The organism is Streptomyces sp. NPDC015127 (assembly GCF_043080095.1).
Classification (GTDB): domain Bacteria; phylum Actinomycetota; class Actinomycetes; order Streptomycetales; family Streptomycetaceae; genus Streptomyces.
This window is the reverse complement of sequence record NZ_JBIBVE010000005.1, coordinates 371799-385209: the sequence shown is the minus strand read 5'-3', so window position 1 is coordinate 385209 and position 13411 is coordinate 371799. Positions and strand designations below refer to the sequence as shown.

Below are 13411 nucleotides of genomic sequence, written 5' to 3'. Positions count from 1 at the left end.
GCCTGGGTACGACAACGGACCCGGCACCGGCACAAGAACGGCCCCGCCCCCCGGAAGGGGGCGGGGCCGTCCTCGGTGCCAGGACTCCGTCAGACGAGCAGACCCGGAATGGTCTCCTCGTGGGCGGTGCGGAGTTCGTCGAGCGGGATGCTGAACTCGCCCTGCACGTCCACCGCGTCGCCGTCGACGACACCGATACGGGTCGCCGGCAGGCCGCGTGCGCCGCACATGTCGGTGAAGCGGAGCTCCTCGCTGCGCGGGACGGCGACGACCGCGCGGCCGGCCGACTCGCTGAGCAGGAACGTGAACGCGTCCAGTCCGTCCGGCACGACGAGGCGGGCACCGTGGCCGCCGCGCAGGCAGGACTCGACCACGGCCTGGACCAGGCCGCCGTCGGACAGGTCGTGCGCGGCGTCGATCATGCCGTCACGGGAGGCGGAGATCAGGATCTCGCCGAGCAGCTTCTCCCGGTCGAGGTCGACCCGCGGGGGCAGGCCGCCGAGGTGGTCGTGCACGACCTGGGACCAGGCCGAGCCGCCGAACTCCTCCCGCGTGTCGCCCAGCAGGTAGAGCAGCTGGCCCTCCTCGGCGAACGCGATCGGGGTACGCCGGGTCACGTCGTCGATCACGCCCAGGACGGCGACGACCGGCGTGGGGTGGATCGCCGTCTCACCGGTCTGGTTGTACAGCGAGACGTTGCCGCCGGTGACCGGGGTGCCCAGCTGCAGGCAGCCGTCCGCGAGACCACGGGTGGCCTCCGCGAACTGCCACATCACATCCGGGTCCTCCGGCGAGCCGAAGTTGAGGCAGTCGGAGATCGCCAGCGGCTTGGCGCCGGAGGCGGCGACGTTGCGGTACGCCTCCGCCAGCGCGAGCTGCGCACCGGTGTAGGGGTCGAGCTTGGCGTACCGGCCGTTGCCGTCCGTCGCCAGGGCCACGCCCAGGTTCGACTCCTCGTCGATGCGGACCATGCCCGCGTCCTCGGGCTGGGCCAGGACCGTGTTGCCCTGCACGAACCGGTCGTACTGGTCCGTGATCCACGCCTTCGACGCCTGGTTCGGGGACGCGACCAGCTTCAGGACCTGCTCGCGCAGCTCGGCCGCCGTCTGCGGGCGGGGCAGCTTGTTCGCGTCGTCGGCCTGCAGCGCGTCCTGCCAGGCGGGGCGCGCGTAGGGGCGGTGGTAGGTGGGGCCCTCGTGGGCGACGGTGCCCGGCGGCACGTCCACGATCAGCTCACCGTGCCAGAAGATCTCCAAGTGGTCGCCGTCGGTGACCTCACCGATCACGGTGGCGATGACGTCCCACTTCTCGCAGATCTCCATGAACCGCTCGACGTACTGCGGCTCGACGATCGCGCACATCCGCTCCTGCGACTCGCTCATGAGGATCTCCTCCGGCGAGAGCGTCGCATCTCGCAGCGGCACCGTGTCCAGCTCGACGCGCATGCCACCGGATCCGGCGGAGGCCAGCTCGCTCGTCGCGCAGGACAGGCCCGCGCCGCCGAGGTCCTGGATGCCGGCGACGAGCTTCTCCCGGAAGATCTCCAGGGTGCACTCGATCAGGAGCTTCTCCTGGAACGGGTCACCGACCTGGACCGCGGGCCGCTTCTTCGGCTTGCCCGTGCCGGAGGCGCTGTCGGACGCAGCGTCGAAGGTCTCGGACGCGAGGACCGAGACGCCGCCGATGCCGTCGCCGCCGGTGCGGGCGCCGTAGAGGATGACCTTGTTGCCGGGGCCGGACGCCTTGGCGAGGTGGATGTCCTCGTGCTTCATCACGCCGATGCAGCCGGCGTTGACCAGCGGGTTGCCCTGGTAGCAGGCGTCGAAGACGACCTCTCCGCCGATGTTCGGCAGCCCCAGGCAGTTGCCGTAGCCGCCGATGCCCGCGACGACGCCCGGCAGGACGCGCTTGGTGTCGGGGTGGTCGGCCGCGCCGAACCGCAGCGGGTCCACCACCGCGACCGGGCGCGCGCCCATCGCGAGGATGTCGCGGACGATGCCGCCGACACCGGTGGCCGCGCCCTGGTAGGGCTCGATGTAGGAGGGGTGGTTGTGCGACTCGACCTTGAAGGTCACCGCATAGCCCTGGCCGACGTCGACGACGCCCGCGTTCTCGCCGATCCCGACGAGCATCGCGTCGTTCTCGGGGACCTTCTCGCCGAACTGCTTCAGGTGGACCTTGCTGCTCTTGTACGAGCAGTGCTCCGACCACATGACGGAGTACATCGCGAGCTCGGCGCCGGTCGGGCGGCGGCCCAGGATCTCCCGGATGCGGTCGTACTCGTCCTGCTTGAGGCCGAGTTCCTTCCAGGGCTGCTCGGCGTCCGGGGTCTCGCCCGCGTGCTTGACGGTGTCGAGAGTCATGCGCTGACCAACTTCTTCAAGATCGAAGTGAAGAATCCGAGCCCGTCGGTACGGCCCGTACCGACCAGCGGCTCCACGGCGTGCTCCGGGTGCGGCATCAGGCCGACCACGTTGCCCGCGGCGTTGGTGATGCCGGCGATGTCCCGCAGCGAACCGTTCGGGTTGCCGTCCAGGTAGCGGAAGGCGACCCGCCCCTCGGCCTCCAGCTCGTCGAGGACCCGCTCGTCGGCGACGTACCGGCCGTCGATGTTCTTCAGCGGTACGGAGATCTCCTGGCCGGCTTCGTAGTCGGCGGTCCAGGCGGTGTCCGCGTTCTCCACGCGGAGCTTCTGGTCGCGGCAGATGAAGTGCAGGTGGTTGTTCCGCAGCATCGCACCGGGCAGCAGGTGCGACTCCGTGAGGACCTGGAAGCCGTTGCAGATACCGAGGACCGGCATGCCGGCCTTCGCCTGCTCGATGATCGTCTCCATCACGGGCGAGAACCGGGAGATCGCCCCGGCGCGCAGATAGTCGCCGTAGGAGAAGCCGCCGGCGAGGACGACCGCGTCGACCTGCTTGAGGTCCTTGTCCCGGTGCCACAGCGCCACCGGCTCCGCACCGGCGAGGCGGGCGGCACGCAGCGCGTCCCGGTCGTCCAGCGTTCCGGGGAAGGTGACGACGCCGATACGAGCGGTCACGACTCCACCTTCACGACGAAGTCCTCAATGACGGTGTTGGCGAGGAACGTTTCGGCCATCTCATGGATGCGGGCAAGGGCGGCATCATCGACCGGCCCGTCCACTTCCAGTTCGAAGCGCTTTCCCTGACGGACGTCCGCGATCCCGGCGAATCCCAGTCGAGGCAGTGCACGCTGCACCGCCTGTCCCTGGGGGTCGAGGATCTCGGGCTTGAGCATGACGTCGACTACGACGCGAGCCACGGGCACTCCCGGTGGTGTGTTGCGAGGGCGGTTCCCTCAGCGTACCCGCCCCGAAAATCTACGCGAGTAGATATCGGTCGGGCACCCCTTAAATCCCGGATAAGAATCCCACCGCCTTTGCCGCGGACACGCGCAGAAAATTGGCAGGGCTTCACAATGCGCGGTCGTGCGCTGTACAAAGGAATACAGAGGAAAGCAGCATTGCCCCTCGACGGCCGTAAAGCCGGTATCACCGCATGTCAGAACCGGTGATACCGCAGGGAAAGGACCGATATCCGTGGCTCAGCGCGTAGTGGTCACGCTCTCCGACGACATCGACGGAGGAGAAGCGGCGGAAACGGTGATGTTCGGCCTCGACGGGAAGTCGTACGAGATCGACCTCAATACGTCCAATGCAAAGAAACTGCGCAAGGCCCTGGCCCCGTACGTGGCCGCGGCTCGAAAGCAGACAGGCGCCGGCAAGCGCGACAAGTCGCGCATCTCGTACAAGCACACCTCGCTCGAACCGTCCCCGGCCGCGGTCCGCGCCTGGGCGCAGTCGCGCAAGATGGACGTGCCTGCCCGGGGCCGCATCCCCAAGCACGTCTACGAGGCGTTCCGCGAGGCCAGTTGAGCGGCCGGCCCTCCGGGGCCGGCGCGCGGTCCGCGCACGCGGGCGGCGGCGCACCGAGTTGCACTGCACCCCTGGTGATCGGCTAGAGTCTGGAGCACGCCGAGGGGCAAGGCCGAAAGGCCCGGTCCACCGAGCATGCGGGTGTAGTTCAGTAGCAGAACATCCCCCTTCCAGGGGGAAGGCGCAGTGTGCAATTCCTGTCACCCGCTCTGCATCGCTATTACCGTCCACCGATGTGGATCAGGTACAGTGGTGAACGCACCGCCCGGTGAGAGCCGAGCGGCAGCAATGCGGACGTGGCTCAGTTGGTAGAGCATCACCTTGCCAAGGTGAGGGTCGCGAGTTCGAATCTCGTCGTCCGCTCAGAGAGCGAAGGCCCTGGTCGATAAGAGCAGGGCCTTCGTCGTATGTCCGCGACTTCCTCGTGTGACGAGTGCCACAGAAATCCGGGTATGCGGTGCTTCCGTCCGTGGCGGGCCGCTGCCCTCTCCGGCCCATCGGCAACAGGCGATTGGGGCCCTGCGGGCCAGAGCGGCGCGGACCGGTCCGGCACCTCCGGACCGGCCTTCCGACGCCTGGACGGAGATCCGTACGGCCGCGTGTCTCTTCCGGCCGGGAGATTGGGTATAGTGGTCTCCGCGCTACGGCGCATGCGGACGTGGCTCAGTTGGTAGAGCATCACCTTGCCAAGGTGAGGGTCGCGAGTTCGAATCTCGTCGTCCGCTCAGATAAAAGAAGCCCCCGGTGATCTCGCCGGGGGCTTCTTCGTGTGCCGTTACTGCTGACCGGTTACTGCCAGGCCGTCCCGGTCAGCAGCTCGTACGCCTCCAGATACTTCGCCCGGGTCGCGTCCACGACGTCCTGCGGGAGCGCGGGCGGCGGCTGCTCGCTGGCGCGGTCCCAGCCGGAGGCCGGGGACGTCAGCCAGTCGCGTACGTACTGCTTGTCGTACGAGGGCTGGGCGCGTCCCGGCTCCCAGGTGGCGGCGGGCCAGAAGCGGGAGGAATCCGGGGTCAGCACCTCGTCCGCGATGACGAGGGTGTCCCCGTCGAAGCCGAACTCGAACTTCGTGTCGGCCAGGATGATGCCGCGCTCCCGGGCGATGTCGCGGGCGCGGGCGTACACGTCGAGCGTCGTGCGGCGCAGGTGGGCGGCGGTCTCCGCGCCGACCTGGCGGGCGACCTCCTCGTAGCTGACGTTCTCGTCGTGGTCGCCGACGGCCGCCTTGGTGGCCGGCGTGAAGATCGGAGCGGGCAGCTCGGAGCCGTTGACCAGGCCCTCCGGGAGCGCCAGGCCGCAGACCGTACGGGTCTGCTCGTACTCGGCGAGGCCGGAGCCGGTCAGATAGCCGCGGGCGACGCATTCGACCGGGACCATGTTCAGCGACCTGCAGATCAGGGTGCGGCCCTCCCAGTCGGCGGGCGCGCCGGCGGGCAGGTCGGTGGACAGCACATGATTCGGGACGAGGTCCTGCAACTGCTCGAACCACCACAGCGACAGGCGGGTGAGGACCCGGCCCTTGTCCGGGATCTCGGTGGGCAGTACCCAGTCGTAGGCGGACATGCGGTCACTCGCGACCATCACGAGGTCGCCCGCCTCGTTCCGGTACAGGTCGCGCACCTTGCCGGTGTGCAGGTGCACCAGGCCGGGCACCTGGATCGGCTCGGGCTTTTCGACGAATCCGGACACGGTTCCTCCCCGTGGTTACGTACAACAGCTCTGATTGTCCCGTATACGGACGGGACTCTCCTGGGCAGGGGTGCCGGACGCGCCGGATCGTCGCCTAGTCGCGTTTGCAGATGCGGTCGAGGAGGTTGGCCGTCGCGCGCTGGATGCGCGGATCCACGTGGCCGGGCCGGTCCAGGGCCGGGGACCAGGCGAAGGTCCCCGAGGCGAAGACCAGCGCGCCGGACGGGGCCCGGTACAGGGACGTCTCCTGGTGGCGCACCACGCCGTCGCCGTCCAGGTACGGCGAGTGCGCGAGCAGGATGCGGCTGACGTGCTCCGGGAGCGCGGTGCGCGGGAAGTAGCGGTCGGCCTCGCCCGCGACCAGACCGGGCAGCTCGTCGCCCTCGCCCGCGCCGGTCGCCTCCCACAGCCAGTGGTCCGCGTTGCGCACCACGAGGGGGGAGGGCTCCGGGACGCGGCCCGTGTACTGGATGCCCAGCAGTTGCTGCTCGGACCGGTCCACCTCGCGCCACAGGGCCGGTTTGCCGGGGCCGCGGCGTTTGCGGCAGGTCAGCAGGCGCTCTGGCATCCCCGAAGGGGAGGGGGCGAGCTCGACCTGCCAGTACATGGTGTTGGCGGAGAGGAAGACCAGCGAGGTGCCCCGGTCGCGGGCGGTCTCGGCGGCATGGCGCATGGGCGCCGACCAGTACTCGTCGTGGCCGGGGAAGACCAGGCCGCGGTAGCGCGCGGGGTCGATGCGGCCCGCATGCAGGTCGCGGGTGTCGGCGTAGGCGAGGTCGTAGCCGTAGCGCTCGGCCCAGCGGATGAAGTCGTAGGCGTGGCCGACGTGCAGGGGCAGGCCGGCGCCCGCGTAGGGGCGGTCGAAGGAGACCGTGACGGCGGCGTCCTCCTCGCCGAGGAGACGGCCGTTCTCGTCCCACGCGTGGTACAGACTCGCCCCGGTGCGGCCGTCCTCCGGATAGAGGTTGTACGCCTGCCAGGTCACGTCGGGCAGGAGCAGCAGCAGATCGGCCGGGTGGTCGTCGCGGACCGTGAACGGGATGTGGGAGCGGTAGCCGTCGAGCGTGGTCAGCACGGCGACGTACGCGCCGATCGACCAGTACGAGGGGATCTGCAGCCGCCACGAGAGCCACCAGTGGTGGCACGAGACCGTGCGGTCGGCGGTGAGCGGGGGCGGCTGGACGATGCCGGACAGCCGCGGGCTCGTGGTGATCTTGGCGGCGCCGTCGCCCCCGTAGTGACCGATGCGGTAGATGTCGACCGAGAACTGCTGGGGCGGGTCCACGGTGATGTGGAAATCGATCGCCTCGCCGGGCGCGGCCGCTCCGGGCGACACGAAGCCCTTGATCTGGCGGCGCACGTCGTCGGCGGTGCGTGGGCCGCCGGAACCGCCGCGGGCCAGGGCCGGGTCGGCGTACCAGGGGACGACCTGCCCGGTGTCGCCGAAGTAGTGCTCACCACCGCGCAGCCACGGCAGCGGGCCCTGACCGAAGGGATCGCTGACGGCGTGGGCGAGGGCGCCCGATTCCCATCGCCGGATCTGCTCCGCCCCCATGCTGCGCCCTCCCTCGGTGCCCCCGGGACATCGGTGATGCGCCGACCTGTTCAGCGCCGGTCTCCAGCACATCACATAACGCACTCACTTCGTCACCGTTCGTCGCGAATTGACGTGAAGGGGAAGAGATCGTTCCGGATGCGGCGGGGCGTGGGCGCGGGCGCGGGCAGAACGCGTCGTGGGGCGGGCGCGGGGCCGTCGGCGGCGTACGGCAGGCGCATCCGCTCAGACGAGGCGGACGGGCTTCTCCGGCCGCACACCCAGGGAACCGAGCCAGATACGCAGAGGCTGGGCGTCGCCGTCCTCGACGAGGCTCAGCACCGGCGCCATGAGGTCCGCCCGCCGCTCGCCGTCGATCAGCAGGGCCGGGCCGTCCAGCCAGTCCAGGCCGGGCGCCGCCCCCACGGTGTCGATCGCCGTGCAGCACACCATCGCGACGACGTGGTCCGCGAGCAGCTCGCGGCCGGTGCGCGGCGGCTGGAGCGGGAAGAGCGGCAGCGGGTCCCCGCCCCACAGGGCCAGCACCTCGCCCGCGCCGTCCCGCCCGGCGGGTGCGGGGCCGGCGGCTCCAGTGGGCTCGCTCCCCGCCTCCTCACGGGCCGTACGGGCCGTGAGCGCGGCCGCCAGGTCCTCGCTCGCCGCCCCTCCGGGCCGCTGCGACAGGTGCTCCATCAGCCGGGCCAGGGTCGGCCCCTCGGGCCCGGTCGCGGCCGGTACCCCCAGCTCGTCGAGGACCTGGTGGATACGGGACGCCTCCGAACGCCACTTACGGTCCACGACCTCGTCCGGATAACGCTGCCAGTCCACCGGGGACCAGTCGGGGCCGCCCTCGGCGGGGCCCCCGTGGAACAACCGCGCCGCCAGCAGCGACGCCGCCTCGTCCACGACTCCGGGCTCCTCCAGCAGGTCGCAGGCGGGACGCTCCCCGAGGCGCGAGGTGAAGCCCTCGGCGAGACGGTCACGCCGGGACAGCTCGGTGAGCGCCGACACGACGCCCGCGTCCAGCCGGGAGGGCCAGCGGCCCATGCGCCAGGCGGGCAGGGCGACCCTTGTCAGCAGCCGGTCCCAGCCCGCGTAGGCCAGGCCCACCTGCTCCTGGGCGACGATCCGCAGGCCGTAGTCCACAGCCTGTGCACGCTCGGACGCGGCCGCCGCGACCCAGCGCTCCATCTCGGCGGCGTGCAGCTGACAGCCGCGCAGCAGGACTCGGGCGATCCGGCCGGTCAGGAGGGACAGCGGCCTGCCTATGGACTGCTTCCCCGGGCCGGCCGCGTCGGCGACGGCCGCGTCCAGGCCCCGGACGAAGCGGCGGGCGGCGGCTATGTCGGGATCGGCGGCGAGACCGGTGCCCGCGACGACCGGGCCGAGCACGGCCCGCAGCTCGGCGACGCGCATCCACCAGAGGAACGGGGAACCGATGACCAGGACCGGCGCCTCGCCCGAGCGCCGCCTGGTCCTGGCTATCGCATGGGCCGGATGCGTACGGTCCTCGAGCCAGCTGTCGCAGTCAGGGGTGAGCGCGAGCGCGGAGGGTGCGGGCACGTCGAGGCGGTCCGCCAGGTCGTGGACCAGCCGGTAGAGATCGGGGGCCGAGCGCTCCGGGAGCTCCACCGTGGGGCTGAGTGCGGGAGTCGCCCGGGCGATTACGGCGGCGACGGCCGCGGCGGCGAGCAGCACGACCACGGCGCACACCGTCAGCGTCCAGCGCGCGGCGTCCCAGCCACCGCCGTTCATCCGCCCCATCGCGCCGCCGGCCAGCAGGATCACGGCGGCGGCCGCGGGGAGCAGCGCCACGGCGGTCGCCCAGCCGCGGACGCGCAGCACGGCGAGGGCCTTGGATCGGGCGCCTCGAGCGCCCACCGACTCCCCGATAGCGGTACCGGACACGACCGGACGTCACCCCCTTTGCCCTGCGACGGTGTTGGTCACTCCCCCACTGTGGCACCGCCCACTGACATCGCAATGCCGGTGGGCCAAGTGCCGGAATGCCTGCGCGGCACCCTAGTTGGGGCTTCGGCGACCGTCATCCGGATGGCTCAGGCATCACTCGATGGAATGGCTTTGGGCAAAGGATCGAACCGGCCGGACGAGCGATGACCCAGGTCGCGAAAGGGCAGGTCGGGCCCGGGTTACCCGGCGTACGGGCCGGGTCTGCGACTCCCGCCACGCGGCGGTGGCTCGGAGCCGGGCGGTTCGACCGGTCCGGCATGCGGACGGGGCCCGGCGCGGTGTGCGCCGGGCCCCGTCCGGAAGAAGGTGCTCGCATGCGGGAGCCACAGGGGCCCGCGGCCGGTCAGCCCTCCGCGGCGGCGCGCGCGATGTCGGTGCGGTGCTGGGAGCCCGACAGGCGGATCCGCGACACCGCCCGGTAGGCGCGCTCGCGCGCCTCGGCCAGGTCCTTGCCCGTCGCCGTCACCGACAGCACCCGGCCGCCGGCGCTGACGACCGCGTCGCCGTCGCGCTTCGTACCGGCGTGCAGGACGTACGCGTGGGGCGCGTCCTCGGCGGCGACCTCGTCGAGCCCCTCGATCGGGTCGCCGGTGCGCGGCGTGCCCGGGTAGTTGTGGGAGGCGACGACGACGGTCACGGCCGCGTCGTCACGCCAGTTGAGCGGCGGGAGCGTGTCCAGCGTGCCGTTCGCCGCGGCGAGCAGGACACCGGCCAGCGGCGTCTTCAGCCGGGCGAGCACGACCTGCGTCTCGGGGTCGCCGAAGCGCGCGTTGAACTCGATCACCCGCACACCGCGCGACGTGATCGCGAGACCCGCGTACAGCAGCCCGGAGAAGGGCGTGCCTCGGCGGCGCAGCTCGTCGACCGTCGGCTGCAGGACGCTCTCCATGACCTCGTCGACCAGCTTGGGGTCGGCCCACGGCAGGGGGGAGTACGCGCCCATGCCGCCGGTGTTCGGGCCCTCGTCGCCGTCGAGCGCGCGCTTGAAGTCCTGCGCGGGCCTCAGCGGCACGACCGTCTCGCCGTCGGTGACGGCGAAGAGGGAGACCTCGGGGCCGTCGAGGTACTCCTCGATGACGACCCGGCCGCACGCCAGCGCGTGCTCGCGGGCCTGCGCCAGGTCACCGGTGACGACGACGCCCTTGCCCGCGGCGAGCCCGTCGTCCTTGACCACGTACGGAGCGCCGAAGGCGTCGAGCGCCTCGTCGATCTCCTCCGGGGTCGTGCAGACGTAGCTACGAGCCGTGGGAACTCCGGCCGCGGCCATCACGTCCTTGGCGAAGGCCTTGGAGCCCTCCAGCTGCGCCGCGGCCGCCGAGGGACCGAAGCACGGGATCCCCGCCGCGCGGACGTGGTCGGCGACACCGGCGACCAGCGGGGCCTCGGGGCCGACGACGACGAGGTCGGCGCCGAGGACGGTGGCGAGGCGCGCGACGGCCGGACCGTCCAGCTGGTCGACCGGGTGCAGTTCGGCGACCTCGCCGATACCGGCGTTTCCGGGCGCGCAGTGCAGAGCGGTGACGTCGGGATCGAGGGACAGAGAGCGGCACAGGGCGTGTTCGCGGGCGCCGCCGCCGATGACGAGGACCTTCACGGCGCAAGCCTAACCGCCGAACACCGGACGGTGTCGTACGGGCCTCCGAGGGCGGGCCCGCTACTCGTTCGTATATTCCTCCACGACCGTGGCGCCGAGCTCGCGCACGATCAGGTCGTGCCCGGAGAGCGCCGAGTCGACGAGGTCGGGGTCGTCCTCCTCCGGGACGTCGTCCTCGAGCGAGACCGGCGGGGGCGACGGGGGGCTGTACGTCTCCGCCGGACGGGCCGGCTCCGGGGCGGACCGCTGCGCGGCCGCCTGCTGAGGCGCGGGCGGCGCGGCCGGAGCAGGCCGGGGTGCGGGGGCCGACGGGGCGGGCGGGGCCGGGGCGGCGGGCGGCCTGCTCTGGCCGTGGCCGGAGGGAGCGGACTGGCCGCCGTAGCCACCGGGACCGCTCTGGCCGCCGTAGCCTCCGGAGCCGCCGGAGGGCTGGCCTCCGCCCGGGCTGCCGCCCACGCCGCCGGACGGGTCGACGATCGCCTCGACCTTCCACTGCACATTGAACTGCTCGGCGAGCGCCTGCTTCAGGACGTCCTCGCTGCCGCTGCTCGCGAAGTTGTCCCGGGCACCCGCATTGATGAAGCCGAGCTGGAGGGTGGTGCCGTCGAAGCCCGCGACCTGCGCGTTCTGGCTGAGGAGGATCCAGGTGAAGCGGCGGCGGTTCTTCACGGCCTCCAGGATGTCCGGCCACATGTTCCGCACCTGGCCGGCGCCCTGGGACATGACGGGGGCCGGTGCGGGAGCGGCGGGGCCGGCGGGCGCGGGCTCCGGGGTGCGTGGCGGCTGGGGCGTCTGCGGGGCGGCGGGCGGCGCACCCTGGCCGGGGGCCGAGGCGGTGGGCCAGCCGCCGGGACGGCGGGGAGCCTCCGGCGCTCCGCCGGCACCGGTGGCACCCGGCCAGGCACCTGGTCGGGCGGGCGCGGGCTCCGGGGCGGGTGCTGCCACCGGAGCGACGGGAGCCGGTGTGGCCGGGGCCGGTGTGGCCAGGGCCGGTGCGGGTGCGGGTGCGGGCGGGGCCGCATCGGGCCGTACGGCGGCGCGTGCCACCGCCGGACCGCCCCCCGGCGGCACGGGCGCGGGCGCGTGCGCCTGGGCCTCGGGACCGGGGACGTACCCCATCGCGGGCACCGGCCCGCCCGCCGAGAACGTCGCGCCGCGCTCCAGCCGGTCGAGCCGGGCCTGCACGGAACGCTCGTCGTCGAAGGCGGCGGGCAGGAGCACACGGGCGCAGATCAGCTCCAGCTGGAGCCGCGGCGACGTGGCGCCGCGCATCTCGGTCAGACCGGTGTTCACCAGGTCGGCCGCGCGGCTCAGCTCGGCCGCTCCGAAGACGGACGCCTGCGCCTGCATCCGCTCCACCACGTCGGCGGGCGCGTCGATCAGGCCCTTCGTCCCCGCGTCCGGGACGGCGGCCAGGATCACCAGGTCCCGCAGCCGCTCCAGGAGATCGGCGACGAACCTGCGCGGGTCGTTCCCGCCCTCGATGACGCGGTCGACGACCTCGAAGGCCGCGGCGCCGTCCCCGGAGGCGAAGGCGTCCACGATCGAGTCGAGCAGCGACCCGTCCGTGTATCCGAGGAGGGCGGTCGCCATGGCATACGTCACACCGTCCTCGGCGGCGCCCGCCAGCAGCTGGTCCATGACGGACATGGAGTCACGCACGGACCCGGCCCCGGCGCGCACGACGAGCGGCAGCACCCCGTCCTCGACGGGGATGCCCTCGCGGCCGCAGACCTCCGCCAGGTACTCCCTGAGCGTGCCCGGCGGCACGAGACGGAACGGATAGTGGTGCGTCCTGGACCGGATGGTCCCGATGACCTTCTCGGGCTCGGTGGTCGCGAAGATGAACTTCAGGTGCTCCGGGGGCTCCTCGACGACCTTCAGCAGAGCGTTGAAGCCCGCCGACGTGACCATGTGGGCCTCGTCGATGATGTAGATCTTGTAGCGGCTGCCCGCCGGCCCGAAGAACGCCTTTTCGCGCAGGTCACGGGCGTCGTCCACGCCACCGTGCGAGGCGGCGTCGATCTCGATGACATCGATCGACCCCGGCCCGTTGCGCGCGAGGTCGCGGCAGGAGCGGCACTCGCCGCAGGGCGTCGGCGTCGGGCCCTTCTCGCAGTTCAGACAGCGGGCGAGGATGCGGGCACTGGTCGTCTTGCCGCAGCCGCGCGGCCCGCTGAACAGGTACGCGTGATTGACCCGGTTGTTCCGCAGGGCCTGCTGCAGCGGGTCGGTGACATGCTCCTGCCCGATGACCTCGGCGAACGACTCGGGGCGATAGCGGCGGTACAGCGCAAGGGACGACACGCTTACGAGGTTATCGGGGCCCGCCGACAATCGACGCCGCCCCGAGGCCCTGGGCCCGCACACGCAAGCGCCCCTCACGCACCCGCCAGAGCCGACCTACCCTTGCTGCCTTCCGGCCCTGGGGGAGTTCAGTCAGATAGCGCCACGTGAGGGGCTGCGCCCAGGTTACCCGATGCAGGGGGGTGCTCGGGCCCCCGGTTCCGAGGCGGTGCGAACGGGTTCGCGAGCACTCCTCGACGTCATGTAATGTTTCCGGCGGAGGATTCGCCTAGAGGCCTAGGGCGCACGCTTGGAAAGCGTGTTGGGGGCAACCCCTCACGAGTTCGAATCTCGTATCCTCCGCCAGTGCCTCACCGGGCACGATGTCGAAGGGCCCCACCGCTTGCGGTGGGGCCCTTCGGCGTTGCCCGCCCCGGTCGGC

General features: G+C 71.8%; 9 protein-coding genes, 4 tRNA genes and 1 other RNA gene. 5 read left to right on the top strand and 9 right to left on the bottom strand.

Features of this window, described 5'->3' with window-relative positions; genetic code table 11:
- Positions 1–89: 89 nt before the first annotated feature.
- Genes purL through purS form a run of 3 tightly spaced genes read right to left on the bottom strand, consistent with a single transcriptional unit; the run spans position 90 to position 3282 of the window.
- Positions 90–2363 (bottom strand): phosphoribosylformylglycinamidine synthase subunit PurL, encoded by a 2274-nt coding sequence (gene purL, locus ACF08N_RS13005; protein ID WP_392324636.1) that lies wholly within the window; start codon positions 2361–2363, stop codon positions 90–92.
- Positions 2360–3040, bottom strand: coding sequence for a phosphoribosylformylglycinamidine synthase subunit PurQ (gene purQ, locus ACF08N_RS13000; protein WP_392324635.1), 681 nt, complete (start codon positions 3038–3040; stop codon positions 2360–2362). The genes purL and purQ overlap by 4 nt, the downstream gene beginning before the upstream one ends.
- Positions 3037–3282, bottom strand: coding sequence for a phosphoribosylformylglycinamidine synthase subunit PurS (purS, locus tag ACF08N_RS12995; RefSeq protein WP_189887244.1), 246 nt, complete (start codon positions 3280–3282; stop codon positions 3037–3039). The genes purQ and purS overlap by 4 nt, the downstream gene beginning before the upstream one ends.
- Before the next feature lie 277 nt (positions 3283–3559).
- Between purS and ACF08N_RS12990 the strand changes: the two genes are divergently transcribed.
- The 4 genes from ACF08N_RS12990 to ACF08N_RS12975 all read left to right on the top strand — a co-directional run bounded on the left by ACF08N_RS12990 (position 3560) and on the right by ACF08N_RS12975 (position 4620).
- Positions 3560–3895 (top strand): Lsr2 family protein, encoded by a 336-nt coding sequence (locus tag ACF08N_RS12990; protein ID WP_392324634.1) that lies wholly within the window; start codon positions 3560–3562, stop codon positions 3893–3895.
- Between the two features lie 137 nt (positions 3896–4032).
- A tRNA-Gly gene (locus ACF08N_RS12985) sits at positions 4033–4104 on the top strand.
- A gap of 81 nt (positions 4105–4185) precedes the next feature.
- Positions 4186–4258 (top strand) — tRNA-Gly (locus tag ACF08N_RS12980).
- A 289-nt stretch (positions 4259–4547) separates the two neighbouring features.
- Positions 4548–4620: transfer RNA gene (locus ACF08N_RS12975), tRNA-Gly, on the top strand.
- A 64-nt stretch (positions 4621–4684) separates the two neighbouring features.
- Here ACF08N_RS12975 and ACF08N_RS12970 read toward each other — a convergent pair.
- From ACF08N_RS12970 to ffs, 6 genes are all read right to left on the bottom strand, one after another.
- Positions 4685–5584 carry a phosphoribosylaminoimidazolesuccinocarboxamide synthase gene (locus tag ACF08N_RS12970; protein WP_392324633.1) on the bottom strand — a complete coding sequence of 300 codons (900 nt, stop codon included), beginning with the start codon at positions 5582–5584 and terminating at the stop codon, positions 4685–4687.
- A gap of 94 nt (positions 5585–5678) precedes the next feature.
- Positions 5679–7139, bottom strand: a complete 1461-nt coding sequence (locus tag ACF08N_RS12965; RefSeq protein ID WP_392324632.1) for a N,N-dimethylformamidase beta subunit family domain-containing protein — start codon at positions 7137–7139, stop codon at positions 5679–5681.
- Between the two features lie 225 nt (positions 7140–7364).
- The gene (locus tag ACF08N_RS12960; protein WP_392324631.1) at positions 7365–9026 is read right to left on the bottom strand and encodes a hypothetical protein; all 1662 of its coding nucleotides are present in this window, start codon (positions 9024–9026) and stop codon (positions 7365–7367) included.
- A 406-nt stretch (positions 9027–9432) separates the two neighbouring features.
- Positions 9433–10683, bottom strand: a complete 1251-nt coding sequence (gene purD, locus ACF08N_RS12955) for a phosphoribosylamine--glycine ligase (RefSeq protein WP_392324630.1) — start codon at positions 10681–10683, stop codon at positions 9433–9435.
- Between the two features lie 60 nt (positions 10684–10743).
- The gene (locus tag ACF08N_RS12950; RefSeq protein WP_392324629.1) at positions 10744–12990 is read right to left on the bottom strand and encodes a DNA polymerase III subunit gamma and tau; all 2247 of its coding nucleotides are present in this window, start codon (positions 12988–12990) and stop codon (positions 10744–10746) included.
- Positions 12991–13050: 60 nt separating this feature from the next.
- Positions 13051–13149, bottom strand: an RNA gene (ffs, locus tag ACF08N_RS12945) — signal recognition particle sRNA small type.
- A 98-nt stretch (positions 13150–13247) separates the two neighbouring features.
- On the opposite strand from ffs, the gene ACF08N_RS12940 reads away from it, so the two are divergent.
- A tRNA-Ser gene (locus ACF08N_RS12940) sits at positions 13248–13335 on the top strand.
- The last annotated feature ends 76 nt before the right edge of the window (positions 13336–13411 follow it).